Genomic DNA, 24,699 nt, shown 5'->3' with positions numbered 1-24,699 from the left:
CCCGAACCCCTGACCCGAACAGGAGCGATGACATGGAGAAGTCCTGCGTCCGCCCCCTCGACCTGGACGACGCCGTCGCCCTCGTCGGCATCCTCGCCGCCCTCCAGGCCCTCCTCGACAGCGGCGGCCTCCCCCCTGAGGAGGTCGAGGCCCTGCGCCACGGCCTCGAGCAGGGCGGCGCCCTCCTCCCCGGAAGCGACGAGAACGAGATCGCGACCGCTCTGGGTGGGCTGAACGCCCGCCTGCGTGGGACCATCGGGTGATCGCGCCGCGCTCGACGTTCCCGTAGCCTTCATCCGCGCTCGTGTCGACCCCGGAGACGCGCTCCCCCGCCCGCGGGTAGCGTCCGGTCCGGTCCCGCACTCCCACGGGGTCGCTGAACCCCGAGAGCCGGAGGAGATCCGATCGTGAACGGTGACCACTTCGTGCTCTCGACCGCGACGCCGTGGGACGACCGCACCGAGATCATCGGCGTGTACGCCTCGGAGGCGTGGGCCCGCGAGGCCGCGGCCGCATGGCTCGGCTCCCCGGACCGCGAGGCGTTCCCCCGGTGCGTCATCGAGGGCTGGAGCGGCGCGCACCTCCTCGGCCGCGAGGTCGTCGAGGCCCTCGGCGTCGACGACGAGGGCGGCGACGAGTCGCTGGGCGGCCCCCGCAGCCTCTGACCCGGCGCCCTAGCCGCCCCAGTGCGACGGGCGCTCGAAGTGCGACGGCAGCGTGGTCGCCGCATCCCCTCGAGCGCTGTTCACCTGCGCCTGGGTGAGGTAGACCGCCTCGGCGAGCCGCGCGCCGGACACATCAGCGTCGCGCAGGTCCACCCCGAGCAGGTCGCACCGCTGCAGATCCGCACCCCGCAGGTCCGCGGCGAGGAGGAGCGCGCCCCGCAGATCCGCTCCCCGCAGGTCCGCGTTCCGGAGCGGTGCGCCCGCCAGATCGGCACCCGGAGCGAGTCGACGGCCCTTCGACCGGCGGGCATGCGGCGCCGCTCCTGCGCGAGCGGCCGCGCTCGCCGCGATCAGGAGCGGCCGGGACGCTCCGTACTCCGCGTCGACGTCGACCGCGACCACCTGCTCCGGCTCGCCGAGGGTGTGCGCGTGCACGGCGTCGAACCGCTCGCGCAGCTCGTCGACGAGCGGCGCGCCGACACCGGGAAGCGCCAGTGCGGAGTCGAGGTACCAGAGCAGCTCGTGCAGGCGGCGCATCAGCGGGAACACCGCGAACATCCGCTCGCGCACGGCCGGGTCCGACCGCCAGGAGACGCCGCCGAACGTGTGCTGCGAGACCTTCTGGCCGGCGCCGAAGCAGTCGAAGACGGTGCAGCCGACGAAGCCCTGCGGCCGGAGCCGGCGGTGGATCGTGCACGCGTCCTCGCCGTCGAGGTTGACGCACGGGTCCCCGGCGCGCTTGTCGAACGGGAAGTCGGCGGAGCGGGCGAAGGCGAGAGCGACGCAGCACAGGCCGAAGCAGTTCGCGCAGTCGGCGCCGAGGTCCTCCCGGCGGCCGAGCTCGACCCTGGTGCGTGACGTCATCCGTCCGAGCCTACGCGTGGCGGCGCCTCCGGATCAGTGCGCGAGCGCGAGCACGCCGACGACCAGCACGCCGAGGCCCACGATCCCGAGCAGCGAGACGAGGCTCTCCTTCCAGGAGAGGCCCGCGCGCACGACGGCGATGAGGGCGATCCCCGCGAGCGTGGCGACGTAGACGCCCGCGCCGATCCGCAGCGCGACCGTCGCGTCGATCCAGCCCAGCGCCGCGGCGCCGAGCGCGAGGACCGGCAGCGACGCCGAGGCGAGCGCCCCGCCCGCGATCCGCAGCATGGTGTGCGTCTCGGAGCGCGAGGGTGCCGAGGCGTGCACGACCTGGTGCGCGATCACCTCGGCGACGAAGCCCGCGGCCGAGATGCCGATGATCGAGATCACGAGGCTCTGGAGGGCGTGGACCGCGTCGGGGTGGTCGCCGACGAGGTAGATCGTCACCACGGCCAGGCCCGTGAAGGTCGCGTAGACGCGCTCCTTGAGGGCGCGGGCGATCTCGTCGAGGGGGCGGCGGGTCCGCTCCGCCCACCGGCCGGCGCGGCCCGGGCGCAGGCGCACGGGCGTCATCCGGTCGGCGGGTGCGGTGCGGCCCTCGTCGGCCGCTCCGTCAGTAGGAGGCGGAGTCGACACGTGCCGCGGAGGAGTCGCCCGAGTGCCGCGCGGCGAGGTCGCCGAGGATGGTCGCGGAGCCGCTGGTGCCGAAGCGGGTGACGCCGAGGCCGCGGTAGGCGAGGAGCGTGTCGAGGTCGCGGACTCCGCCGGACGCCTTCACCTGGACGGCCTCCGAGACGGCGCCGCGCATGAGGCGGAGGTCGTGCTCGTTCGCGCCTCCGCCCGCGAAGCCGGTGGCGGTCTTCACGAAGTCCGCGCCGGCGCGCTCGGCGGCCCGGCTGCCCTCGACGACCTGCTCGTCGTCGAGGAGGCTCGTCTCGAGGATGACCTTGACGACGTGGCCCTCGGCGGCCTCGACCACGGCGCGGACGTCGTCCTCGACGTCCTGGAGCAGGCCGCTGCGGAGGCGGCCGATGTTGACGACCATGTCGAGCTCGGACGCGCCGTCGGCGAGCGCCTGACGCGACTCCGCGACCTTCGCTGCGGTCGAGGTGGTGCCGTGGGGGAAGCCGATGACCGTGCCGACCAGGACGCCGGAGCCCTCGAGCCGAGCGACCGAGTGGGCGATGTCGGAGGGGCGGACGCAGACGCTGAACACGCCGGACGCGCGCGCCTCGTCGAGCTGGGCGTCGACCTCGGCGCGGGTGAGCTCGGGCTTCAGGATCGCGTGGTCGATGAGCGCCGCGATCTCGGCGACGGTGGGCAGGCTGGAGTCGGTCATCCGCACATTTTACGTCCGCCGGCGGGACGACGAAGGCCCGCGATCCTTCGATCACGGGCCTTCGGTCGTTCACGCCGCTAGCGGCGCTCGGTCACCAGCTGGACTTGGTGATACCGGGCAGCTCGCCGCGGTGCGCCATGTCACGGAAGCGGACACGCGAGATGCCGAACTTCGTGAGGTTGCCGCGGGGGCGGCCGTCGACGGCGTCGCGCGAGCGGACGCGGACGGGCGAGGCGTTGCGGGGGAGCTTCTGGAGGCCGACGCGGGCGGCCTCACGGGTCTCGTCGGTCCCGGCCGGGTCGACCAGGGCCTTCTTCAGCTCGAGGCGCTTGGCGGCGTAGCGGTCGACGATCACCTTGCGCTGCTCGTTGCGGGCGATCTTGCTCTTCTTGGCCATACTTAGCGCTCCTCGCGGAAGTCGACGTGCTTGCGCACTACGGGGTCGTACTTCTTGAGCACGAGACGGTCGGGGTCGTTGCGGCGGTTCTTCTTGGTCACGTAGGTGTAACCGGTGCCGGCCGTCGAACGGAGCTTGATGATCGGACGGACGTCCTGCTGCTTGGCCATTAGATCTTCACCCCGCGAGCGAGAACATCCTTGACGACGGACTCGATGCCACGGGCGTCGATGACCTTGATGCCCTTGGCCGAGAGGGTCAGGGTGACGTTACGGCGAAGCGACGGCACGTAGTACGTCTTCTTCTGCACGTTCGGGTCGAAGCGGCGCTTGGTGCGCCGGTGCGAGTGCGAGATGGCGTGCCCGAAGCCGGGGACGGCTCCGGTCACCTGGCAGACTGCTGCCATGGTTTCCTCCATGTGTGGTTACCGTGGATCACGCGCGGCACGAAGCCCCGCCCGACCCACCCAAGGTCACTTGTCGGCGCACCGCCCGCCTGTCCGGCCGGAGCCGGAGCTCCTGCCCGGTGGGCAGCACGCAAGCGCGTGCAGATGCACGCAACCTCGCTAGGCTACGCGACTCGGGCGGCGGCCGCAATAGGGCGGGGACGCTGCCCCGACAGGGGGGACGCTCCCCCGACAGGGCGGGGACGCCGCCCCGACGTGCACAGGGACTTCCTGGGAGGTTCCGGCAGAAGGGGCCTCCCGTACCCCCCGAGCAGGGCGTTCGTGTATCTTCCGCCTTCCTCGCGGGTCGACGACCGCCCTACTCTGAGCCGACCGCGGGCGCCCGCTCCCGGCAGCAGCCGGGAGTAGCAGCACATGCGCCAGTCCTTCCTCCGTTCCCTCGTCGCCGCGGCCGTGCTCGTAGCGGGCGCAGGACTCAGCGTCGTGGCCGCGCCGACCGCGTCGGCGGCGCCGGTCTTCAGCACCGCGTGCTTCACCTCCCCGAAGGTCTCGACGGTGTCGCAGTACACCGTTCCCGCGACCGGGGTCTCGACGGTCCGCGCCGTCCTCAGCGGACAGAACGGCGGGAAGGGTGCGAGCGGCCTCGGGACGGGCAACGCCGGTGGACGCGGCTCCAGCCTCGTCGTCGAGGTGCCCGTCACACCCGGACAGGTGCTGACGATCGGGCGCCTCGCCGGCGCCCCGGCCGGAGCGGCAGGCGCCACGCGCTACGTGAACGGCGGCGTCTACGGGGGCGACTCCGGCGGCGCGGGCGGCGACGCCCAGTACCTCAGCACGGCCGGCTCGGACGGCTGTCAGCACGCCCTCGCCGTGGCGGCGGGCGGCGGAGGCGGCGGCGGGCGGTCCTCGGTCGGCGGCGACGCCGACGCCGGCAGCGGCGCGAGGGGCGGCGGGAACGGCGGCAGGAACAACGCGGCCGACGGCGGCGGCGGCGGCGCGGCCGGGCAGAGCTCGGGCGGCTCGCCCGGCGCCCGCGGCTACAGCACGTTCGGCGAGTGCGCCGACGGCAACAACGGCCAGTGGGGCGTGTTCCTCAACGACGGCAAGGGCGCCGACGCCGGCGCCTCCCGCGGCGGCGGCGGCAACTGCTCGTTCCCCGGCCACAGCGGCGGCGGCGGCGGGGCCGGCTGGTGGTACGGCGGCGGCGGCGGATCGCCCTACGTGTTCGGCAGCATGAACGACACCCTCGGCGTCATGAACGACCCCGGCGCCGGCGGCGGCGGCTCGAGCTACGTGCACCCGAGCGCGACGAGGATCTCGCAGACGGCCGGCCCGACGGCGGCCGACCCCGTGGTCGCTCCGGTGTACGACACCGCCGTGACCGTGACGCGCACCCCCGACTTCTCGATGCTCGGGCAGGAGGTCACCGTCACCGCGAGGGTGACCATCCCGAGCCTGGGCCGGCCGGTGGCCGCCGGCGGCACCGTCGAGATCCTCACCGGTGCGGGCACCAGCAGGGTGACCCTCGACGCGGACGGCGTCGGCGTGCTGACCACGAGGGACATCCCGCAGGGCTGGAACGAGATCCGCGCGCACTACCCCGACACCATCACCGCCGCCGAGGCGGGACGCGGGAGCTGGTCGGCGCTCCCCGCTCTGCGCCACGAGGTGCGCGCGTGCGCCGCGACACCCGTCATCACCCGGCAGCCCTCGGACATCGCGGGCGTCACCAACCAGATCTACACGCTGACGATGGGCGTGAGCGTCTCGGCCGTCTACGGCGGCATCCCCGCCGTGTCGTGGGAGAGGTCCACGGACGGCGGCGCCACGTGGAAGCCCGCGCTCGGCCGGGCGGGCGCCCGGGAGGACGGGACCGCGTTCCTCGAGGCCGGCCCCGATCCCACCGGCTCCTACCGCTACCGGGCGACCCTGACCACCTGCGGGGGCAGCGTCCGCAGCGAGCCGGCCACCGTGGCGGTGGGCGGCGTGCGCTTCGACCTGTCGACGCTCCCGCAGAAGGCGTACGGCGACTCCTTCGACGCGAGCCCCTACGCGCAGGCCGTCGATGTGCCCGGCCGCTCGATCGTCCTGAGCAGCAGGACCGCCGAGACCTGCTCCGTCAGCGGCATGAGGGTGACCGTGCTCCACGCCGGCGTCTGCACGCTCGCGGCGAGGCTCGACGCGCTCGCTCCTCTGGGCTGGGCGGGCGAGCCCCTGCAGAGCTTCACGGCGAAGCCGAAGGCGCTCACGGTGACCGCCCCGACGGTCGACTACCCGCGAGGCGCGCCGTCCCCCGACCTGCGCTGCACGGCCGCCTTCGTCGGCACCGACACCTTCGGCGCCCCGCTCACGGCCGGTGTCTACCGGCCGATCGTCACGGCGGACGACGTCATCTACCGCCTGATCCCGAACTGGCCCACCTCCACCTTCACCACCTTCACCACGCGGTGCAGCGGCGCGAAGGTCAGCAGCGACTACACGATCGCGGGGTACAAGGACGGCGCGCTGCGCATCGTCGCGGCCGTCCCGATGGTGACCGCCTCCTCGCCCTCGTCGACCTACGGATCCACTCCCCCCGCGATCACCGCCTCCGTGACCGGCTCCCCCTCGGGGACGGTCTCCTGCGGCGCCTTCGCGGCGTCCGACACCGGATTCACGACGCCGCTGGCGCTCTCCGCGACGACCCCCGTCGGCCGCTACCCCACGCGCTGCTCCGGCCTGACGAACCCCTCGGGACAGCTGATCACCATCGACGGCGCGCTCACGATCTCGCCGGCGCCCCTCTCGGTGACCGCGTCGAGCCCCGGGACGCAGGCGCACGGCACCGCGACCGCCCCGACGGTCACCTGCACGGCCGACGGCTTCGCAGGAACCGACCGGTTCGTCACCGAGCCGACCGGCGCATACTACACGGCGGACGGCACCGGGAAGGTGACGATCGGAGCGCGCACGCCCGTCGGCGACTACGTCACGCGGTGCGACGGAGGCGACGCGGGGCCGAACTACACCCTCCGGTCGATCCCCGGCACCTTCGCGCTGGCCGACCGCTCGGCCCCCGTCGTGACCGTGCCCGCCGCCGTCACGGCCGAGCCGGCCGACGTCTCCGGCGCCGTCGTCACCTTCGCGTCCTCCGCGCAGGACGCGGTCGACGGAGCCGTGGGCTCGACCTGCACGCCCGCCTCGGGAAGCGTCTTCCCGATCGGGGACACGACGGTCGACTGCACCGCGGACGACGAGGCCGGCAACACCGGCACGTCCTCGTTCCGGATCACGGTCCGGAAGTTCTCGCAGACGGTCGCCTTCACCTCCTCGCGGCCGACCGCGCCGACGGCGCTGGGCACCTTCACTCCGACGGCCACCGGCGGCGGCTCCGGGAGCCCCGTCTCGATCGGAGCGACCGGATCCTGCGCGATCGCCGACGGCGTCGTGACCTTCACCCGGAGCGGCACCTGCACCGTGACCGCCGACCAGGCCGGCGACGACCACTACACCGCGGGGCGCGCCTCCTTCGATCTCGAGGTCGCGAAGGCGTCGCAGACGCTGACGGTCGCGGTGCCGAAGACCGGCGTCCTGGAGTCGACCGGCGTCGCCACGGCGACCTCGAGCTCGGGACTGCCGGTGCTCGTCAGGACCTTCTTCGGCTGCACCGTCGCCCCCGACGCGACGGGTGCGCAGATCCTGACCTACACCGAGCCCTCGACCTGCGGCGTGCAGTTCGACCAGCCGGGCGACGAGGTGTACGCGGCCGCCGACGGCCTGGTGCGCTTCGTCCCGATCTCGCGGATCCCCCAGACCGTCGTCATCACCTCGGCTCCGCCCGACCGGGTGTTCACCGACGACCGGTACACGGTCGAGGCGACCGGCGGCGGCTCGGGCAACCCGCTCGTGATCGCGGTGATCGAGAACGGCAACTGCACCATCGCGGACGACGTGGTGACGTTCTTCGGCGACGGCACCTGCACGGTGACGATCGACCAGGCCGCGGACGATCGGCACGACGCCGCTCCGCAGGTCCGGCAGGTCATCACGGTCGGGACTCCCGAGGGGAACCTCTCCTTCGGGAGCACCGCGCCCCCGCACGCGATGTCGCTCGAGACGTACCGGCCGACGATCGTGCCCGGCCCGTCGAAGGGCGTGCCCGTGCTCTCCGCGAGCCGAGACTGCTCGATCCTCCCGGACGGAGTGACCGTGCGGAACGACGGGGCCGGGCTCTGCGTGCTGTCCCTCGACCAGCCCGGAGACGGCTACTGGCCCGCGCGGCACGCCGAGCAGGAGTACTCGATCTACTTCCTCCCGCAGACGGTCCGGATCACGAGCGCGCCTCCGGTCGGCGCCGTCCTCGGGGACACGTACCGCCCCGTGATCGAGGGCGGCGCCTCGGGCATCGCTCCGTTCCTCCTCACCACCGCGACGTGCTCCGCGAAGGACGGCGTGGTCACCTTCACCACGAAGGGCGTCTGCGGCGTCTTCGCCTACCAGAACGGCAACCGGCAGTACGACAGCGCCCGGCCCGCCGTGCAGGAGGTGGAGGTCGGCTACGCGCCCGGCTCCGTGGCGTTCACGACCGCCGTCCCGACCGACGCGGAGGTCGGCGGATCCTTCACTCCCGCCTTCACGCGCGGACCGTCCTCCGGCCCCTCGGTGCTCAGCGTCTCGGGCGCCTGCTCCGACGGCGAGAACGGCGCCGTCCGGTTCGACTCCGCGGGCACCTGCACGCTGACGGCGATCCACTACCGCGACGCCACCTACGGCACCGCGCGGGCGGTCCAGACCTTCGAGGTCACCGCGATCGCGCAGACCGTCGCCTTCACCTCGACCGCGCCGTCGATGGCCGCGGCCGGCGACACGCTCACTCCGACCGCGACGGGCGGCGCGTCCGGGCTCCCCGTGACGATCGGAGCGACCGGCGCCTGCACGCTCGCGGACGGCGTCGTCACCTTCGCCGGCAGCGGCACCTGCACCGTCACGGCGGACCAGGCGGGCGACGGGCGCTACGCCGCGGCGGCGCAGGCCTCGCAGACCGTCGCGGTCACGCAGCTCGCGGGCACCGTCGCGTTCGGCGGCGATGCTCCGGCCGAGGCCCGGGTCGGGGGCTCCTCGACGGCCGCGGTCGTCGCCGGCCCCTCCAGTGCTCCCCCGGTGCTGACGGCCTCCGGCGCCTGCTCCGTCGGGCCCTTCCGACTGGTCTCCTACGACTCCGCGGGCACCTGCACGCTGACCCTGGACCAGGCGGGCGACTCCCGCCACAGCGCAGCGCCGACGGCGGTGCGCAGATTCGAGATCACCCGGATCGCGCAGACCGTGGCCTTCACCTCGCAGGCGCCGGACTCGGCGCTCGCGGGCGGCACCTACCGCCCGACCGCGACCGGCGGGGCCTCGGGGCGGCCCGTGGTGCTCGGCGCCTCCGGGTCCTGCACGCTCACGAACGGGGTCGTCTCCTTCACCGGATCGGGCACCTGCACGGTGACCGCCGACCAGACGGGCGACGCCCGGTACGACGCGGCGGAGCGGGCCTCGCAGGTGATCGCGGTCGGACTGCTCGCGGGCACCGTCTCCTTCGGCGGCAGCGCGCCGACCGGCGCGACGGTCGGCGGGACGACCACCCCGCGGATCGTCGCCGGACCGTCCACGGCGCGTCCGGTGCTGACCGCCTCCGGAGCATGCTCGGCGGCCGCGGGAGTGGTGTCCCACGACTCCGTCGGCACCTGCATGCTGACGCTCGACCAGGCGGGCGACTCGCGGTACGGCGCCGCTCCGCAGTCCGTCCGCACCTTCGCGATCGGCGCCCTCGGCCAGACGCTGGCGTTCGCCTCGCCGGTCCCCGACGCGGCGGTCGCGGGGGGCTCCTACACGCCCGTCGTGACGGCCGGCGCGTCGAGCGCCCCGGTGATGCTCGGAGCGGCCGGGTCCTGCACGGTCGCGGACGGCGTGGTGACCTTCACCCGCTCCGGCACCTGCACGGTGACCGCGGACCAGGCCGGGGACGAGCGCCACTCGGCGGCTCCGCGGATCACGCAGTCGGTGGAGGTCGGCACGGCGGCGGGAGCGGTGTCGTTCCGCGACGCCGCTCCGACGGACGCCCGGATCGGCGGCTCCTGGACCCCGTCGATCGTCCGCGGCCCGTCGAGCGCCGACCCGGTGCTGGACGCCTCCGACTCCTGCTCGCTGGGAGAGGACGGCACGGTGTCCTACGACTCCGTCGGCACCTGCACGCTGACGCTGGATCAGGCCGGCGACGACGCTCACGCGCCCGCGGAGCAGGTCGTCCGGACGTTCCCGATCGGCAAGGCGCTGCAGACGGTCGCCTTCACCTCCGCGGCTCCGAGCACGGCGACCGCGGGCGGCCGCTACACGCCGACCGCGGCGGGCGGCTCCTCCGGTCTGCCGGTCACGATCGGCGCCACGGGCGCGTGCTCGCTCGCGAGCGGCGTCGTGACCTTCAGCGGATCCGGCACCTGCACGGTCACCGCGGATCAGGCCGGCGACGCCTCGCACGACGCGGCTCCCCGGACGACCCAGTCGATCGCGGTCACCGCGGTCGTCCCGCAGAAGAAGAAGGCGCAGAAGGTCGCCTTCTCGACCGGGATGCCGTCCTCGCCCGAGAAGGGGATCGCCTACCCGATCGCGGCCACCGCCTCCTCCGGTCTGCCCGTGAAGCTGTACGCGAGCGGCAGCTGCACGCTGACCGCGACCGGCGCGGGCACGGCGACGGTGCGGCTGACGGGCGCGGCGAGCTGCACGGTCCGGGCCACGCAGGCGGGCGACTCGGCGTGGCTCGCCGCGACCTCGGTGACGCAGTCGCTGCAGGTGAAGTCCTCCACCCGCGCCGACCTCACACTGACGCTGGCGCCGGCGCCGGGACTGGCGGCGACGGCTCCCCTCTCGGGCACGATCACCGTCCGGAACACCGGCACCCGGGACGCGGCGACGACGACCACCCGGGTCGTCGTCAGCGGAACGGTGGCGAGTGCGCCCGGCGCCGTGCAGACGAAGGGCTCGGCCGCGGGCACGACGGTCCTCACCTGGACCGCGCCGAGCGTCTCCGCCGGGCGGAGCACCACCTACTCGGTGACGCTCGTCGACCGGCCGGCCGCCACGACGATCGACGCCAGGGTGTCGACCGCCGCCGCCGATCCCACGCCGGCGAACAACGCGGTCAGGCGCACCTTCCGGTAGAGGCTGCGGGGAGGGAGGGGTGTCGCGCCGCGTTGCCCGTTCCCTCCCCGACCGCTACGGTCGCGGGGACGCTCCGGGGGACGGGGCTCGCGAGGGGGGCCCGTGGACCGGTTGAGGCGACGCGCGCTGCTGCTGGGGATCGCCTCCTCGGCGGTCGCGCTGACGGGGTGCACGCCCGCCCGGCCCGCTCCCGCGGCGCTCCCGCCGAGCACGGCGCCGGCGGCGGTGCTGCCGTCCGCCGCTCCGACGGCCGTCCCGACCCCTCCCCGCCCCGTGCCGACCATGACCGCCGCGGCGGCTCCGGTGCGGCGGAAGGCGCCGCTGCCCTCCGGCACGATCTCGGAGCTGCCCGGCGAGGGGAGCACGCTCGCCTGGACCGTCGACGACGGCGCCGACTCCGACGTGGTCGCCGCCTACGCGCAGTTCGCCCGCGATACCGGCACCCGGCTGACCTTCTTCCTCAACGGGAAGTACGACTCGTGGACCGCGAACGCGCCGCTGCTGGCTCCGCTCGTCGCCTCGGGGCAGGTGCAGCTCGCGAACCACACCTGGTCGCACGCCGACCTGACGAGCCTCTCGAGCGACGGCGTGCAGGAGGAGCTGGGCCGCAACGGCGACTTCATCCGCTCGACCTACGGGGTGGAGGCGGCGCCCTTCTACCGGCCGCCGTTCGGCTACACGGACGAGCGGAGCCGGGCCGCCGCGGCGGCGATCGGCTACACGGCGACGGTGCTCTGGTACGGCTCGCTCTCGGACTCGGGGCGGATCACGCCGGAGCAGGTGGTCGGCTTCGCGGACCAGTGGTTCCTGCCGCAGCACATCGTGATCGGGCACGCCAACTTCGATCCGGTGACGCAGGTCTACACGCGGCTCGTCGACATCCTCCGCGAGCGCTCGCTCGAGACGGTGACCCTCCGCGACGTGTTCGCGGTCTGAGCGCTTCCCCGGCGGCGCGGGTCAGCGCGCGGGTCGGCGCAGCGCGGCGCGCGCGGCGGCGGAGACGGCCGCGGCGACCGCGTCGAGGGCGGGCGTGTGCAGGGCCCACTGCTGCCAGTAGAGGGGGACGTCGACGGGGTCGCCGCCCAGCTCGACCAGGCCGTCGCCGCCGACCGGGGCCTGCAGCTCGGGCAGCATCCCCCATCCCATGCCCAGGCGGACGGCCCGCTCGAAGTCGGTCGACCCGGGGACGCGGTGCTGCGGCGGGCGGCCCTCGAGGCCGGCGGCCCGGAGGAAGTCGTCCTGCAGGCGGTCCTTCTCGTCGAAGACGACCAGCGGAGCGCTCGCGAGGCCGGCCGTGCCGCCGTCCGGGAACCAGCGCTCGGCGAACGCGGGCGAGGCCATGGCGCGGTACCGCATCACTCCGAGGGGCGCGACGGTGCAGCCGAGCACCGCCTCCGACTCGCCGGTGACGGCCGCCAGCACGGTGCCGTCGCGGAGGAACGCGGTGGTGTGCGCCTGGTCCTCGCGGTGCAGCTCCACCACGACGTCGGGGACGGAGGCGAGCGCGGGCAGCACCCAGGTGGCCAGGGAGTCGGCGTTGACGGCGAGCGGGAGGACGACCGGGCCCGCCCCCTCCGCGTCCTCGCCGCCGAGCGAGCGGACGGCGTCGTCGGCGAGGAGCTCGATCTGGCGGGCGAGGCGGAGGAGCCCGGCACCGGCCTCGGTCGCGACGACGGGGCGCGAGCGCACCAGCAGGACGCGGCCGGCGGCGGTCTCGAGCGCCTTGATCCGCTGGCTGAGGGCGGAGGGGGTGATGTGCAGGGCCCGGGCGGCGGCGTCGAAGGAGCCGTACCGGACGGAGGCGGCGAGCGCGCGCAGGCGGGAGAGGTCGAGGTCGTCTGTCAGCATCAGTGCTGCTTACGGTACTGAAGGAGCATGAGCTGGTCTACAGGAGCGCCCCGCCCTAGCGTCGGAGCGTGTCCCCCCTCCTCGCCGCCCTCTCCGGCCTCGGCTTCGGCCTCTCGCTCATCATCGCGATCGGCGCGCAGAACGCCTTCGTGCTCCGCCAGGGCCTCCGCCGCGAGCACGTGCCCGCCGTCGTCGCGATCTGCGCGCTCTGCGACGCCGCGCTGATCGTGCTCGGGATCGCGGGGATCGGAGCGGTCCTGGAGTCGGCGCCGTGGCTGCTGGTGGTGATCCGCTGGGGCGGCATCGTCTTCCTCCTCGCCTACGCGGTGATGGCGGCGAGACGCGCACTGCGGCCGGGGACCCTCGACGGCGATCCGGCCGGCGCCTCGACGTCGCTCCGCACGGCGATCGGCACGTGCCTGGCGCTCACGCTGCTGAACCCGCACGTCTACCTCGACACGGTCGTGCTGCTCGGGTCGGTGGCGAACACGCACGGCGACGAGCGCTGGTGGTTCGGGGCGGGGGCGGCGGCCGGGAGCGTGCTGTGGTTCACCGCTCTCGGCTTCGGGGCGCGCGCGCTGCGGCCGCTGTTCCGGAGCCGCGGGGCCTGGCGGATCCTCGACGCGGCCGTGGCGGTCGTGATGGTGGTGCTGGCGGTGTCGCTCGCGCTGCACTGAGGGCCTGGTGGTGCACTGCTTGTTCTACTAACATTGTGAACATGTTGCTCCGGGTCGACCACTCCGCGGCGGGCTCGCTCGCCGACCAGCTGGAGTCGCAGGTGCGCTCGGCCGTCGCCCGGGGCGAGCTCTCGGCGGGCGACCGCCTGCCGCCCGCCCGCGAGCTCGCCGACTCGCTCGGCATCAACATGCACACCGTGCTGCGCGCGTACGCCGCCCTGCGCGACGACGGGATCCTCCAGATGCGCCGGGGCCGCGGCGCGTGGATCACGGAATCGGCCGGGCCCGGGCTCGTGCGCGTCACCGCCCTGGTCGACGAGCTGCTCGCGGAGGCCCGCCGCAGCGGCATCACCCCGGCGGAGCTCGTCCGCCTGATCGAGAGGACCGGATCATGACCGCCACCGCCGACCGCCGCCGCGAGCTCCTCGCCGCCGCGTCCCTCCTGCTCCCCGCCGCCGGAGTGCTCGTCTCGCGCCTCGTCCTGGACGACGCTCTGCCCGCGGAGCTCGCCTCGCACTGGTCGGGGACCGGGGCGGCCGATGCGACCGCGGCGACGGGCGCCCTGCTCGCGATCGCCCTCGTGCTCTCCGGGCTCCCGGCCGTCGCGGGCGTCGTGGCGGCGGCCGTCGGGCGCGCCCCGCGGCTCCTGCTGGCGACCCTCGGCCTCGTCGCCGGGATGGGCGCCTCCGCCTGGGCGACCTCGGTCGGCACGACGCTCGCGGCCGGGCGCGCCGAGGGGGCGGAGCTCGGCGGGTGGCTGCTCGCGCTGCTCGGAGGGATGCTCTTCGCCGTCGTGCCCGCGCTGATCGCTCCGGGCACCCGGCGCGCCTCCCGCCTGGCCGCCGGCCGCCTGCCGCTCGCGGCGGAGGAGACCGGCGCCTGGTCGCAGACGCTGACGGGCCCGGTGTTCGCCGTCGCCGCGGTCGCCACGGCGGCGGGCGCGGCCCTCTCCCTCGCGACGCTCGCCGCGGCGGGCGCCACCGGTCCGGCGATCGCGATGGCCGTCGTCCTCGGCGTCGTCGCGCTGGTGCTCCTCTCCTTCTCCCGCCTGAGGGTGACCGCCGACCGCCGCGGCCTCCGCGTCGTCACGACCGCCCTCGGCATCCCGCTGCGCCGCATCCCGCTCGACACCATCGCCTCGGCCGGCACGGCCCAGCTGCGGCCGTCGGAGTGGGGCGGCTGGGGGTACCGGGTGATGCCGGGCCGCTCGGCGGTCATCCTGCACGCCGGGCCGGGGCTGGTGGTGACGACGGACCGCTCGCGCGAGTTCGCGATCAGCCTCGACGACCCCGAGACCCCCGCGGCGCTGCTCGAGACCCTGCGCTCGCGGGCCTGAGGCGCCGACCCGTCAGTCGACCACGATCCGGACGAGCGTCGTGCCGGCATCCACCGCGTTCACGTAGGAGTAGTGCCGCGAGGTCGGGAAGGCGAGGTGCCGTCCGGGCTCCAGCCGCACGGGCTCCTCGCCCTCCCGCTCCAGGAGGAGCGCGCCGGCGGTGACGAGCAGGATCTCGTGCCACCCCTCGGGGTCGGGCTGCGCGTCGTAGCGGTCCCCGGGGCCGAGCGTCCAGGTCCAGAGCTGGGCCTCCCGGCGCGCGGGGACGGAGGAGAGCAGGACGGCGACGCTCGCCTCGCCCGCTCCCCGCCAGGCGACCTGGTCGATCGCCGCGGGCGCGGATCCCGGGGCCGAGACGAGTGCCGTGAACGTGGTGCCGAGGGCGGTCGCGAGGCGGTCGACTCCGGTCAGCGAGATGTTGGCCTCGCCGGCCTCGGCCGCGACGATCGTCCGCCGGCTGATGCCCGAGCGCGCCGCCAGCGCGGTCTGGCTCAGCCCGGCTCCGCGCCGCGCGAGGCGGAGGTTGCCGCCCAGGTGGGCGAGGACGGGAGCCGACATGCGCACTATTCTGCACCGAGAAGCCTCTGATGCTCCTAGGATGTGCAGAATGATGCACATCTCGCCTCTCCGGGGCCTCCGCTTCACGCGTCCGGAGTGGGCGCTCATCGGCATCACCGCGATCTGGGGCGGGACCTTCCTCGCCGTGCACATCGCGATGGAGCACAGTGGTCCGCTGTTCTTCGTGGGAATGCGGTTCGCGATCGCGGGGCTGATCAGCGCGGTCGTGTTCCACCGGTCGCTCCGGGGGATGCGGCGGATCGACCTCGCCGCCGGCGTCGCGATCGGGGTGATGATCTTCGCGGGCTACGGCCTGCAGAGCTACGGGCTGCAGACGATCCCGAGCAGCACCTCCGCGTTCCTGACCGCGCTGTACGTGCCGCTGGTGCCGCTGCTCCAGTGGGTCGTGTTCCGTCGCCGTCCGGGCGTGCTGACGCTGGTGGGCGTCGCGCTGGCGTTCGTCGGACTGCTCCTGATCGCGGGCCCGCAGCCGGGCGTCGCGCTCGGAGCGGGCGAGGTGGCGACGATCGTGAGCACGCTGCCGATCGCGGCGGAGATCATCCTGATCGGCCTCGTCGCCGGACGGGTGGACCTCGGCCGGGTGACCGTGGTGCAGCTGCTGGTCGCCGGCGCGCTCGGGTTCGCCTCGATGCCCCTCGCGGGCGAGGCGGTCCCGGCGTTCTCGTGGGCCTGGCTGATCCCCGCGCTCGCGCTCGGGGCGAGCAGCTGCCTGATCCAGCTGACGATGAACTGGGCTCAGCGCTCGGTCTCGCCGTCGCGCGCCACGATCATCTACTCCGCCGAGCCCGTCTGGGCCGGTCTGATCGGCCGCCTCGCCGGCGACCGGCTCCCCGCGCTCGCCCTGCTCGGGGCGGGGTTCATCGTCGCGGGCACGCTCGTCAGCGAGCTGAAGCCGCGCCGCGAGCCTGCGCCGCCGGCTCTCAGGTGACGGCGGGGAGGGCGGCGGAGGCGACGAGCGCGCCGCCGGCGTCGGTGATCTCGACGGCGGCGACGGACTCGCGCAGGACGGCCGCGTTCATCTCGCAGTCGAGCTCCGCGGAGCTGCCGAGGAAGGAGCCGGACGGGAGCCGCTCGCCGGAGCCGGTGACCAGCACGAGGTCGTAGCTCTCGCCGAGGGCGAAGCCGGTCCCGCGGAGGATCGTCTCGGTGCCCCAGGTGTGCGCGACCAGCGAGCCGTCGAGCGTCACGCCCTCCGTCCGCTCGTCGAAGGCGATCGCCTCGACGGCGCCGAGCGTCCCGGGCGGTCCCGCGACGGGGCGCTCCTCGGCGGACCGCAGGGCCGCTCCGGCGACGCCGCCCACGACGAGGAGCGCGGCCGCCGCGGCGACGGCCAGGACGGCACGCAGACGCGAGGCACGGCGGCGCGGGGCCCGGCGGCGCGGGGCACGCGTACTCTCCCCGCGCTCGGGCCGCTCCCCGGCGAGCGCCGCGATGCGCGACCGCAGCTCCGGCGACGGCTCCGCCTCCTCCCAGCGGCCCAGTGCGCCGAGCCGGTCGACCACCGAGCCGAACGACGCGAGCTCGCGGTCGATCGAGGGGTCGGCGGCGCGCAGGCTCTCGAACTCCCGCGCCTCCTCGGCGGAGAGGTCGCCGGCGAGGGCCGCGGCGAGGAGCTCCTCGCGGCGGCCGCCGGGCTGGTCTCCGTCGGGCTGGTCTCGGTCGATCACGATCTCTCCTCGTCGGTGGATCCGGCGCCCGCGAGGTGACCGCGGAGCGCTCGGAGAGCGTAGAAGGCGCGGCTGCGCAGGGTGGCGACCGGCACTCTCGTGGCCGCCGACAGCTCGGCGTAGGTCTCGCCGTTCAGGTGGACGGCGACGACGACCTGCCGGTGCTCGGCGGAGAGCCGCGCGAGCGCCTCGGCGATCGCGAGCGGCTCGAGGGGGTCGCGGTCCTCCGCGGGCACCTCCTCCAGAACCTCGGCGTCGACCAGGCGCGGCAGGCGCCGGCGCGAGCGGTGCACGTCGACGACGACGTTGCGGGCGATGGCGAAGAGCCAGGTGCGGGTGCTGGCGCGCTCGGCGGAGTAGCTCGCCCGCGAGCGCCAGGCGCGCAGGAACGTCTCCTGCACGCAGTCCTCGGCGAGGCCGCGGTCGCGCAGGGCGTTGAGCGCGAAGCCGAGCAGGGCGGACCCGTGCTCGTCGAAGGCGGCGGCCGGGTCGAACCCCGCCGTCCGGGGCTCGAGGCGCACCACCGGAGCCGGGACCTCCGAGTGCTCGCGCGGCATCGCGGGCCCTTCGTCTCGTCGTGCCGTCGCCGTGCGCGCCACACCGCCTCCTCGTCGGGACCGGTGGTCCGTCGGAAGGGGGTACGGCCGCGGCGGCGGCAGCGTTCATCGGAGGCGAGGACCGTCTCCGTGAAGATCTTCTCAGATGGAGTGAACGCGGCGCCGCTTCCGGCCGTACTCCCTGCATCGGGCCCGCTCGGCGCTCGCGATCGAAAGGCTCCACCATGACGAAGACGTCCCCCGCGCGGAACCGCGCCGGCCGCCGCCTGCTCTCCCTCGGCGGCATCACCGCCGTCGCCGCCGCCTCCTTCTTCGCCGCCGCGCCGGCCCAGGCCGAGACCGAGGTCGCCGAGCCGTCCTCGTTCACCAGCGCCTTCACGGTGATGGCGACGCCCGACCAGGTCGTGAACGCCGACTCCGCCGCGACCCCCGGCCAGCCCGGCGCCACGGGCGAGATGACCTTCCGGGTCAACAGCGACCTCGACATCATCTGCTACGACATCACCCTCACCGGCGTGACCGGCGACTACCAGAGCCCCGCGAAGACCGCGACGCACATCCACCAGGCGGCGCTGGGCAAGGCGGGCCCGCCGCGCATCGCGTTCCCGAACCCCGCGCCGGTCGGAGACGGCCCCCGCACCAGCAGCGGCTGCCTGCAGGGTCCCTTCACCACGGGCATCCAGGCGAACGGGGCCGACACCGGCTCCGGATTCACGCTCAAGGCCCTCGAGGCCGATCCCGCCGCCTTCGCGGGCGACTCCCACACGGCCTCGTACACGGCGGGCGTCGTCCGCGGCCAGCTCTCGCAGGTGCCGGTCGGCGGCCTCCAGACCGGTGGCGGCGCGACCGCCGCCGGGAGCGACGCCACGGGCACGTCCGGTCTCGCCTCGATGGCCGGCCTCGGAGCCGTCGCCGCCCTCGGCGCGGCCGGAGTGGTCGTCGCCCGCCGGCGCACCGCCTCCTGATCGTGGGCACCCGGTCGAGGAGCGGCGCGGCGGCACTGTGCGTCGTGCTGCTCCTCGCGGGGTGCGCCGCCGCGGACGGGAGCGGAGGAGCGGAGACGCCGGCGAGCGCGCCCGCGCCTCCGGCCCTCGCTTCTGCTCCCCCGCTCACTCCTCCCCCGGTCCCCGCGCCCGACCCCGCCGCTGCCGCGCCTGCGCGCACCGTCGGCGTCGAGCCCGCCCGGCTGAGCGTGCCCGCGATGGGCCTGGACGAGCCGCTGATCGCGCTGGGCATCCAGTCGGACGGGGCGATGGAGGTGCCGGTGGACTACGACGACGTCGGCTGGTTCTCGGGAGGCGGGCGCCCGGGCGGCAGCGGCCGCACCGTGATCGCGGCGCACGTCGATTCGCGGTCCGGTCCCGCGGTCTTCTTCCGCCTCGGCGAGCTCGCCCCGGGCGATGAGATCGCGGTGAGCGGAGTGGACGGCTCCGACCACCGCTACCGGGTGACGGCGGTCGAGTCCCACGCGAAGGCCGCGTTCCCCACCGCCCGCGTCTTCGGCGCGACCCTCGAGGAGGAGCTGATCCTCGTGACCTGCGGAGGCGAGTACGACGCGGCGATCGGCCGCTACCGGGACAACCTGGTGGTGTTCGCCTCCCCGCTCTGAGGCCCGCCACGGAGGCGCGGCACGGAGGGGCGGCACGACCGCCCGGCATCGTGCCGCGGACGGTGGCGCAGAGCACAGCACGAGTGCCCCGCCGGCGCAAGGGTCCGGGCGCGCGGACGCAGTGTGGTCGGATGAGGAGGGCCGGCCCCCGCCGCCGCTCTCCTCCCGCTCCCCACCGCCGTGGCGCGGCCGATCCGACAGGACGCCCGTGTCCACCAGCCCCCGCCCCACCCTCTTCGCCCTGCCCGGACTCGGGCTCGACGGCCGCGCCTTCGACGCGCTCGGCCGCGAGCTCGCCGACGTCGCGGACCTCGTCGCGCTCGACCTGCCCGGTGGATCCGGGACCTCGCTCGAGGAGATGACCGCCGCCACGATCCGCCGGATCCGCGAGCACGACGCCTCCCGCTGGCTGCTCCTCGGGCACAGCATGGGCGGGAAGATCGCCTCGCTCGTGGCCTCCCGCACGGTCACCGGCCGCTCGGGCCTGTTCGGGCTCGCGGGCGTCGTGCTCCTCGCCGGGTCGCCGCTCTCGCCCGAGCCGATGGAGGAGGAGCGCCGCTCGACCATGCTCGGCTGGGTCGCCGACGGGCACCTCGACGAGGCGCAGGCGCGCGAGTTCGTCGACCAGAACGTCGGCTCGCCGCTGCCCGCCGACGCCGACGCGGAGGTGCTGGCCGAGCTGCGCCGCTACTCCCCCGAGGGCTGGCGGGACTGGCTCGAGCACGGCAGCCGTGAGGACCGCACCGGAGAGGCCGCCCTCGGGGCCGTGCCCGCGCTCCTGATCGCGGGCGGTGAGGACGGCGACCTCGGCGCCGACGCGCAGCGCCGCCTCAACGGCTCCCTCTACTCCCGTGCCCGGCTGCTCACGCTCGCCGGGGCGGGCCACCTGCTGCCGTTCGAGCGCCCGGTCGAGGTGGCGGCGGCGATCCGCCGGTTCTGGGAGGAGGAGGCCGGCACGGCGCCCTCGGTCCCGGCCGACGTCGGCGCTGCCATCGCCTCCGCCCGCACCTCCACGCGGGTGCGCGGGCTGCTGGCGGTGCGCGCGCTCGCCGACGACCCGGAGTACGCGCCGCGCGCCCTGACCGTCGCCCAGCTCGCGGAGCTGCGCGCGATCGCCGACCGGGTCGTCCCTCAGGAGGGCGGCCGGATCGACCTGGCCGCGCGGGTGGACACGCAGCTCGCGAACGGCGAGGGCGACGGCTGGCGCAACGCCGACCTGCCGGCCGACCCGATCGCCTACGGTCTGGCGCTCGACACCCTCCGGGGCTTCGCCGGCCTCGGCCCCGCCGAGCAGGACGCGCGCCTCACCGCGATCGCCGACGGCTCCGCGGAGCCCGGCGACCGCTCGGCCGGCGGGCTCGGTGCCGAGCAGCTGACCGCCTGGTTCGAGGACTGCCGCGTCGACCTCGTGAAGCAGTGGCTGGCCCACCCCGCGTCGATGGCGCGGATCGGCTACGACGGCTACGCCAGCGGCGGCGACACGCTGCCGCTCGTGACGGGCTTCCGCCTGCTCGGCGCCGACGACCGCGAGACCTGGGAACCGACGACGAGGAGTCACCGATGAACACGACCGGCATGCGCCGCTTCCCGCTCGACGAGACGGTCGACGCCGTCGTGATCGGCACCGGGGCCGGCGGAGCGCCCCTGCTCTCGGTGCTCGCCGCTCGAGGGCTGCGGGTCGTCGCCCTCGAGGCCGGGCCGCACTTAGATCAGATAGGCCACACCGCCGACGAGACGGCGGCCGTCGAGATCAATTGGATGGAGGAGCGCCTCAGCGGAGGCGAGACCCCCACCGCCTTCGGGCAGAACAACAGCGGCCGCGGGGTCGGCGGCTCGACGCTGCACTGGGGAGCGTTCACGCCCCGCCCCGACCCGCGCGACCTGCGGCTCCGGAGCGACTCCGGAGTCGGCCGCGACTGGCCGATCGAGCACGCCGAGCTCACCGCGTACATCGAGAAGGTGGAGGCGACGATCGGAGTGGCGGGCCCGGCCGAGTACCCGTGGGACCCGTCGCGCCGCTACCTGCAGGGCCCGCTCGCGCGGAACGCCTCGGCCGACATGATGCTGCGCGGCTGCGCGGCGATCGGGATGCGCGCGACCGACGCGCCCGCCGCCGTGCTCAGCGGCCCGCGGGACGACGGCCGGCCCTCCTGCGTCAACTGCGGCCAGTGCCATCAGGGCTGCCGGACCGGCGCGAAGACGAGCATGGACGTGACCTACCTGCCGGAGGCGGTGCGGGCCGGTGCCGAGATCCGGGCCGACTCGTTCGTGCACGGCATCGAGCTGGACGCCGCGGGACGCGTGTGCGCCGTGGTCTACACGAGTGGCGGAGTGGAGCACCGGCAGCGCTGCTCCGCCCTGTTCCTCTGCGCGGGCGGCGTCGAGACGCCCCGGCTCCTCCTGCACACCGGCATCGCGAACAGCAGCGGCCAGGTGGGCCGCAACTTCCTGGCGCACGGGGCGACCCAGGTCTGGGGCACCTTCGAGAACGAGATGCGCGGCTACCGCGGCTACCCCTCCTCGGTGATCACCGAGGACACCGTCCGCCCGGCCGACGCGGACTTCGCGGGCGGCTACCTGATCCAGAGCCTCGGAGTGATGCCGCTGACCTACGCGACGACGCTCGCCCGCGGCGCGGGACTCTGGGGCCGCGATCTGATGGACGCGCTCGACGGCTACCGCTTCGCGGCGGGCGTCGGGATCAACGCGGAGTGCCTGCCCGCCGACGGCAATCGGCTGGAGCTGACCGACGAGCTGGACGAGCACGGGGTGCCGAAGGCGCGCATCACGTTCTCGGCGGGCGCCAACGAGGAGGCGATCGACCGGCACGCGATCCGGACGATGACCGCGATCGTGGAGGCGGCCGGCGCGACGAGCACGCGGGTGATGGCGCGCACGGCGCACACTCTCGGCACCGTGCGGATGGGCACCGACGCCGGTGACGCCGTGATCGACGCGGACGGCCGCAGCTTCGACGTGCCGAACCTCTGGGTGTGCGACAACTCGGTGTTCCCGAGCGCGCTGATCGCGAACCCGGCGCTCGCGACGATGGCACTCTCGCTGCGGACGGCGGACCGCTTCCTGGCGGCGTAGCGTCGCGGCGGCGGGACGGCTGCGTCGCGGCTGCGGGGCGGCTGCGGGGCGGGACGACGGGCGAGGTGCTCCTGCGCGTCGCCGACTGACCGCGCGGGCGTGCCCGGACTGCTCGCCCGGACTGCGGACCCCGCCGGATCAGCCGCGGGGCGATGCGGGGCGACAGCGCAGTCCCGAGACGCGTTGCCCGAACGGCGGCCCGACGCGACGGCGCTCGACGGCGGTTCGGCGCGCGCTGAGGTGCCGAGGTGCCGAGGTGCCGAGGTGCCGAGGTGCCGGATCGTGGTGGCCGAACGGCGGCATGGCGCACGGCGGCGGCACGGCCCTGGTGTCCGCACGGTGTCAGGCGACGGTGCGGCCCCGGTGACGGTCCGCGCCTCAGCGGCAGTGGCGCGGCGGTGCGGCCGCGTGAACCCGAGCGAAGGCGCAGATCCGAGCGTCAGTGGCGCGGCGGTAGGGCGCTGAGCACTCGCCCCCGAGCGACTCACGGCCCGATCACCTGTGCGAACCCGCGCAATGGGCCGAACCCGCCCGACAGCCGATTCCCTCAGGGCAGCACGGCAGCACGGCAGCACGGCAGCACGGCAGCGTGTCAGCACGGCAGAGCGTCAGAACGGGGGCGGCCGGTCCGCGAACCTCGGGGTCGCGGGTGGGCCTGGACGGAGTCGTGCCTCGAGGCCCGGCGGGCGCGTGGTGATGCGGCGGCCGGTGGGGGTGGTCCAGTCGGCGGTGCCGTCGGGGTGGAGGACGTAGGTCCAGCGGTCGCCGTGCCGCACGTGGTGGTGGGCGACGCAGAGGCTGGCGAGGTTGCCGGGGTCGGTGCCGCCGCCGTTGCGCCACTCGACGACGTGGTCGGCCTCGGCGCTCGCGGCGGAGCGGGTGCAGCCGGGGAAGCGGCAGGTCACGTCGCGGAGCTGGAGGAGGAGCCGCAGCTCGCGGTGAGGCAGTCGGCGTGTGCGCCCGACCGAGAGGACGGCGCCCGTCCGGGGCTCGGTCAGCACGCGGGTGACGGTCGCGGGGACGAGGCTCCGGGCGACGTCCGCCGGGATCGGGCCGTAGCCGTCGAGCTCGGCGGAGGCGTCGTCGGCGCCGGACGCGGTGCTCGCCGACAGGGTGACCCGCACCTCGGCGCGCACGCCGGTGACGAGGGTCGGAACGGGCCGATCGGCACCGACCGGGTCGGGCGCCGTGCCGATGACGTCCGCCTCGCAGAGGAGGTCGGCCAGAGCGTCGGCTCGCAGCTGGGCGAGGGTCCGCTCGTCGCCCGCTCCGGAGATCGCGTCGACGTCGCACGCCCCGGTGATTCCGGTCGGCTCCGCCCCGGTCGTCCCGCTCGACTCCGCCCCGCAGGAGCCCGCATACGTGGCGGCAGGCGGCTCCGCCCCCGCCGGCCCCTCGGCGCCGTCGCGGAGGATCCGGGCGATCCGGTCGAGGCGGCTGTACGCCCCCACGGCGACCGGGGCGGGGAGGAGGGCGCAGAGCGTCGCCATGCCGTCGACCTCGGGGGTCAGCCAGACCGCGCGGTCCTCGCGGGCACGTCGGTGGCGCTCGGCGAGGGGCTGCTCGTGGAGCTCCTCCCGCAGCCGCGCCAGAGCGCGCCGCAGCTGGGTCGGCGTGGTGCGGGCCGCGAGCTCGGCCGCCCGCGTATCGAACGCGGCGCGGGAGCCCGGAGGCAGGGTGGCCGCGACGGCGCAGACGACCTGGCCCGCCTCCCAGCGCAGGCGAGCCCCGGCGAGGGCGGCGCGGGTGGCCGGCAGGTCTTCGACGAGGAGGCGCGCGTGGTCGAGCTCGCGGGAGGCGACCCGTTCGGAGACTCCGAGGGCGACGGCGAACTCCGCGCGGATCGACCGCTCGGCGAGGTCGCTCGACGCGTAGGGCGCCGAACCGCGGGCGAACGACTCCGGATGCTCGAGCGCGGCCCGGTGCCCGGCGTGCAGCTCCTCGGCCGCGGCCAGGAGCAGCGGGGACGCCGAACGGGCCAGCGCGGCGGCCCGGTCGCCGCGAGCACGCACCTCGCTGAGCACCGCCTCCACTGCTGTCGACCCGCTGATCATCGTCATACGTGTATTCAATCAGCGACCACCGACACGGAAGCGACGGATCGTCACATCCGTGGAGAACCGGCGTGAGGCCCTCCTGTGGAGGGAGGGATCACCGCCGCCGACGCCGCACATCCCAGCCGTCCTCGGGGCGGCGCGCGCAGGACACCGGCGCAACACTCCGCCACACGCGCCCGCTCACGCGAACCGCACCGCCACGCGCCCCCGCTCACCCGAACCGCACCGCCACGCGCCCCCGCTCACCCGAACCGCACCGCCACACGCACCCGCTCACCCGAACCGCACCGCCACACGCCCCCGCTCACCCGAACCGCACCGCCACACGCACCCGCTCACCCGAACCGCACCGCCACACGCACCCGCTCACCCGAACCGCACCGCCACACGCACCCGCTCACCCGAACCGCACCGCCACACGCACCCGCT

23 protein-coding genes are annotated in these 24,699 nt (G+C 75.0%); 12 read left to right on the top strand and 11 right to left on the bottom strand.

Translation table 11 applies throughout. The features are described 5' to 3' along the window. A partial coding sequence (locus C5C49_RS15605) for a hypothetical protein (RefSeq protein WP_219814601.1) occupies positions 1-263 on the top strand: 263 nt, incomplete at its 5' end. A gap of 144 nt (positions 264-407) precedes the next feature. Further along, the gene (locus C5C49_RS15600; RefSeq protein WP_104225104.1) at positions 408-665 is read left to right on the top strand and encodes a hypothetical protein; all 258 of its coding nucleotides are present in this window, start codon (positions 408-410) and stop codon (positions 663-665) included. A gap of 9 nt (positions 666-674) precedes the next feature. Here the strand turns inward: C5C49_RS15600 and C5C49_RS15595 are convergent, their stop codons facing one another. From C5C49_RS15595 to rpmB, 6 genes are all read right to left on the bottom strand, one after another. Beyond that, positions 675-1,529, bottom strand: a complete 855-nt coding sequence (locus C5C49_RS15595; protein ID WP_104326995.1) for a pentapeptide repeat-containing protein — start codon at positions 1,527-1,529, stop codon at positions 675-677. 33 nt (positions 1,530-1,562) lie between these two features. Beyond that, on the bottom strand, positions 1,563-2,165 hold the full coding sequence (locus C5C49_RS15590) for a hypothetical protein (RefSeq protein WP_146084690.1): 603 nt from the start codon (positions 2,163-2,165) through the stop codon (positions 1,563-1,565). After that, positions 2,143-2,868 (bottom strand): deoxyribose-phosphate aldolase, encoded by a 726-nt coding sequence (gene deoC / locus C5C49_RS15585; RefSeq protein ID WP_181027245.1) that lies wholly within the window; start codon positions 2,866-2,868, stop codon positions 2,143-2,145. Before deoC ends, C5C49_RS15590 begins: the two co-directional genes overlap by 23 nt. A gap of 91 nt (positions 2,869-2,959) precedes the next feature. Further along, entirely contained in the window at positions 2,960-3,265 is a 306-nt protein-coding gene (gene rpsN / locus C5C49_RS15580; RefSeq protein WP_104225107.1) for a 30S ribosomal protein S14, read from the bottom strand. A gap of 2 nt (positions 3,266-3,267) precedes the next feature. Next, complete coding sequence (gene rpmG / locus C5C49_RS15575; protein ID WP_027692168.1) at positions 3,268-3,435, bottom strand: 50S ribosomal protein L33; 168 nt, start codon at positions 3,433-3,435, stop codon at positions 3,268-3,270. Next, complete coding sequence (gene rpmB, locus C5C49_RS15570; protein ID WP_056038148.1) at positions 3,435-3,671, bottom strand: 50S ribosomal protein L28; 237 nt, start codon at positions 3,669-3,671, stop codon at positions 3,435-3,437. The genes rpmG and rpmB overlap by 1 nt, the downstream gene beginning before the upstream one ends. A 414-nt stretch (positions 3,672-4,085) precedes the next feature. Here rpmB and C5C49_RS15565 point away from each other — a divergent pair, with 414 nt between their 5' ends. Continuing rightward, complete coding sequence (locus C5C49_RS15565) at positions 4,086-10,847, top strand: HYR domain-containing protein (RefSeq protein ID WP_146084903.1); 6,762 nt, start codon at positions 4,086-4,088, stop codon at positions 10,845-10,847. A 102-nt stretch (positions 10,848-10,949) separates the two neighbouring features. Continuing rightward, complete coding sequence (locus C5C49_RS15560) at positions 10,950-11,783, top strand: polysaccharide deacetylase family protein (protein ID WP_219814600.1); 834 nt, start codon at positions 10,950-10,952, stop codon at positions 11,781-11,783. A gap of 21 nt (positions 11,784-11,804) precedes the next feature. Here C5C49_RS15560 and C5C49_RS15555 read toward each other — a convergent pair whose 3' ends face one another. Further along, on the bottom strand, positions 11,805-12,695 hold the full coding sequence (locus C5C49_RS15555; protein ID WP_104346520.1) for a LysR family transcriptional regulator ArgP: 891 nt from the start codon (positions 12,693-12,695) through the stop codon (positions 11,805-11,807). 68 nt (positions 12,696-12,763) lie between these two features. Here C5C49_RS15555 and C5C49_RS15550 point away from each other — a divergent pair, with 68 nt between their 5' ends. The 3 genes from C5C49_RS15550 to C5C49_RS15540 are packed head-to-tail and all read left to right on the top strand — an operon-like array spanning position 12,764 to position 14,708. After that, the gene (locus C5C49_RS15550; protein WP_104297480.1) at positions 12,764-13,372 is read left to right on the top strand and encodes a LysE/ArgO family amino acid transporter; all 609 of its coding nucleotides are present in this window, start codon (positions 12,764-12,766) and stop codon (positions 13,370-13,372) included. Positions 13,373-13,413: 41 nt separating this feature from the next. Further along, a complete protein-coding gene (locus tag C5C49_RS15545) occupies positions 13,414-13,767 on the top strand; it encodes a GntR family transcriptional regulator (RefSeq protein ID WP_104346522.1) in 354 nt (117 codons plus the stop codon). Continuing rightward, entirely contained in the window at positions 13,764-14,708 is a 945-nt protein-coding gene (locus tag C5C49_RS15540; protein WP_104346519.1) for a hypothetical protein, read from the top strand. Before C5C49_RS15545 ends, C5C49_RS15540 begins: the two co-directional genes overlap by 4 nt. Positions 14,709-14,720: 12 nt before the next feature. Here the strand turns inward: C5C49_RS15540 and C5C49_RS15535 are convergent, their stop codons facing one another. After that, positions 14,721-15,266: a helix-turn-helix domain-containing protein gene (locus tag C5C49_RS15535; RefSeq protein ID WP_104346518.1), complete on the bottom strand. Its 546-nt coding sequence runs from the start codon at positions 15,264-15,266 to the stop codon at positions 14,721-14,723. A gap of 49 nt (positions 15,267-15,315) precedes the next feature. Here C5C49_RS15535 and C5C49_RS15530 point away from each other — a divergent pair, with 49 nt between their 5' ends. Next, positions 15,316-16,215 (top strand): DMT family transporter, encoded by a 900-nt coding sequence (locus C5C49_RS15530; RefSeq protein WP_258068482.1) that lies wholly within the window; start codon positions 15,316-15,318, stop codon positions 16,213-16,215. On the opposite strand, the gene C5C49_RS15525 is transcribed toward C5C49_RS15530, so the two are convergent. Together C5C49_RS15525 and C5C49_RS15520 are read right to left on the bottom strand one after the other, a co-directional pair. Next, complete coding sequence (locus C5C49_RS15525; protein WP_104346516.1) at positions 16,208-16,954, bottom strand: anti-sigma factor domain-containing protein; 747 nt, start codon at positions 16,952-16,954, stop codon at positions 16,208-16,210. The genes C5C49_RS15530 and C5C49_RS15525 overlap by 8 nt on opposite strands. Then, positions 16,951-17,511, bottom strand: coding sequence for a sigma-70 family RNA polymerase sigma factor (locus tag C5C49_RS15520; RefSeq protein ID WP_104346515.1), 561 nt, complete (start codon positions 17,509-17,511; stop codon positions 16,951-16,953). Before C5C49_RS15520 ends, C5C49_RS15525 begins: the two co-directional genes overlap by 4 nt. A 224-nt stretch (positions 17,512-17,735) precedes the next feature. Here C5C49_RS15520 and C5C49_RS15515 point away from each other — a divergent pair, with 224 nt between their 5' ends. The 4 genes from C5C49_RS15515 (at position 17,736) to C5C49_RS15500 (ending at position 22,213) form a co-directional block, all read left to right on the top strand. Beyond that, positions 17,736-18,476: a CHRD domain-containing protein gene (locus C5C49_RS15515; protein WP_104346514.1), complete on the top strand. Its 741-nt coding sequence runs from the start codon at positions 17,736-17,738 to the stop codon at positions 18,474-18,476. Positions 18,477-18,478: 2 nt separating this feature from the next. Next, a complete protein-coding gene (locus C5C49_RS17475; RefSeq protein WP_181135789.1) occupies positions 18,479-19,120 on the top strand; it encodes a class F sortase in 642 nt (213 codons plus the stop codon). 208 nt (positions 19,121-19,328) lie between these two features. After that, positions 19,329-20,684: an alpha/beta hydrolase gene (locus C5C49_RS15505; RefSeq protein WP_104346512.1), complete on the top strand. Its 1,356-nt coding sequence runs from the start codon at positions 19,329-19,331 to the stop codon at positions 20,682-20,684. Further along, complete coding sequence (locus tag C5C49_RS15500) at positions 20,681-22,213, top strand: GMC family oxidoreductase (RefSeq protein ID WP_104346511.1); 1,533 nt, start codon at positions 20,681-20,683, stop codon at positions 22,211-22,213. The genes C5C49_RS15505 and C5C49_RS15500 overlap by 4 nt, the downstream gene beginning before the upstream one ends. A gap of 608 nt (positions 22,214-22,821) precedes the next feature. Here the strand turns inward: C5C49_RS15500 and C5C49_RS15495 are convergent. Continuing rightward, complete coding sequence (locus tag C5C49_RS15495) at positions 22,822-24,273, bottom strand: HNH endonuclease signature motif containing protein (RefSeq protein WP_104346510.1); 1,452 nt, start codon at positions 24,271-24,273, stop codon at positions 22,822-22,824. Positions 24,274-24,699 lie beyond the last annotated feature (426 nt).

The sequence above is a fragment of the Rathayibacter sp. AY1E2 genome (assembly GCF_002932325.1).
Lineage (GTDB): Bacteria > Actinomycetota > Actinomycetes > Actinomycetales > Microbacteriaceae > Rathayibacter.
Note: the sequence above shows the minus strand (reverse complement) of the source record. Positions and strands in the feature narration are given on the sequence as shown.

What these genes read in the sequence shown, in the direction of transcription:
- C5C49_RS15565 (WP_146084903.1), top strand. Translation starts at nt 4,086, where the DNA reads ATGCGCCAGTCCTTCCTCCGTTCCCTCGTCGCCGCGGCCGTGCTCGTA.
- C5C49_RS15495 (WP_104346510.1), bottom strand. Translation starts at nt 24,273, where the DNA reads ATGACGATGATCAGCGGGTCGACAGCAGTGGAGGCGGTGCTCAGCGAG.
- C5C49_RS15540 (WP_104346519.1), top strand. Translation starts at nt 13,764, where the DNA reads ATGACCGCCACCGCCGACCGCCGCCGCGAGCTCCTCGCCGCCGCGTCC.
- C5C49_RS15545 (WP_104346522.1), top strand. Translation starts at nt 13,414, where the DNA reads ATGTTGCTCCGGGTCGACCACTCCGCGGCGGGCTCGCTCGCCGACCAG.
- C5C49_RS15530 (WP_258068482.1), top strand. Translation starts at nt 15,316, where the DNA reads ATGATGCACATCTCGCCTCTCCGGGGCCTCCGCTTCACGCGTCCGGAG.
- C5C49_RS15535 (WP_104346518.1), bottom strand. Translation starts at nt 15,266, where the DNA reads ATGTCGGCTCCCGTCCTCGCCCACCTGGGCGGCAACCTCCGCCTCGCG.
- C5C49_RS15555 (WP_104346520.1), bottom strand. Translation starts at nt 12,695, where the DNA reads ATGCTGACAGACGACCTCGACCTCTCCCGCCTGCGCGCGCTCGCCGCC.
- C5C49_RS15595 (WP_104326995.1), bottom strand. Translation starts at nt 1,529, where the DNA reads ATGACGTCACGCACCAGGGTCGAGCTCGGCCGCCGGGAGGACCTCGGC.
- deoC (WP_181027245.1), bottom strand. Translation starts at nt 2,868, where the DNA reads ATGACCGACTCCAGCCTGCCCACCGTCGCCGAGATCGCGGCGCTCATC.
- rpmB (WP_056038148.1), bottom strand. Translation starts at nt 3,671, where the DNA reads ATGGCAGCAGTCTGCCAGGTGACCGGAGCCGTCCCCGGCTTCGGGCAC.
- rpsN (WP_104225107.1), bottom strand. Translation starts at nt 3,265, where the DNA reads ATGGCCAAGAAGAGCAAGATCGCCCGCAACGAGCAGCGCAAGGTGATC.
- C5C49_RS15515 (WP_104346514.1), top strand. Translation starts at nt 17,736, where the DNA reads ATGACGAAGACGTCCCCCGCGCGGAACCGCGCCGGCCGCCGCCTGCTC.
- rpmG (WP_027692168.1), bottom strand. Translation starts at nt 3,435, where the DNA reads ATGGCCAAGCAGCAGGACGTCCGTCCGATCATCAAGCTCCGTTCGACG.
- C5C49_RS15520 (WP_104346515.1), bottom strand. Translation starts at nt 17,511, where the DNA reads ATGCCGCGCGAGCACTCGGAGGTCCCGGCTCCGGTGGTGCGCCTCGAG.
- C5C49_RS15500 (WP_104346511.1), top strand. Translation starts at nt 20,681, where the DNA reads ATGAACACGACCGGCATGCGCCGCTTCCCGCTCGACGAGACGGTCGAC.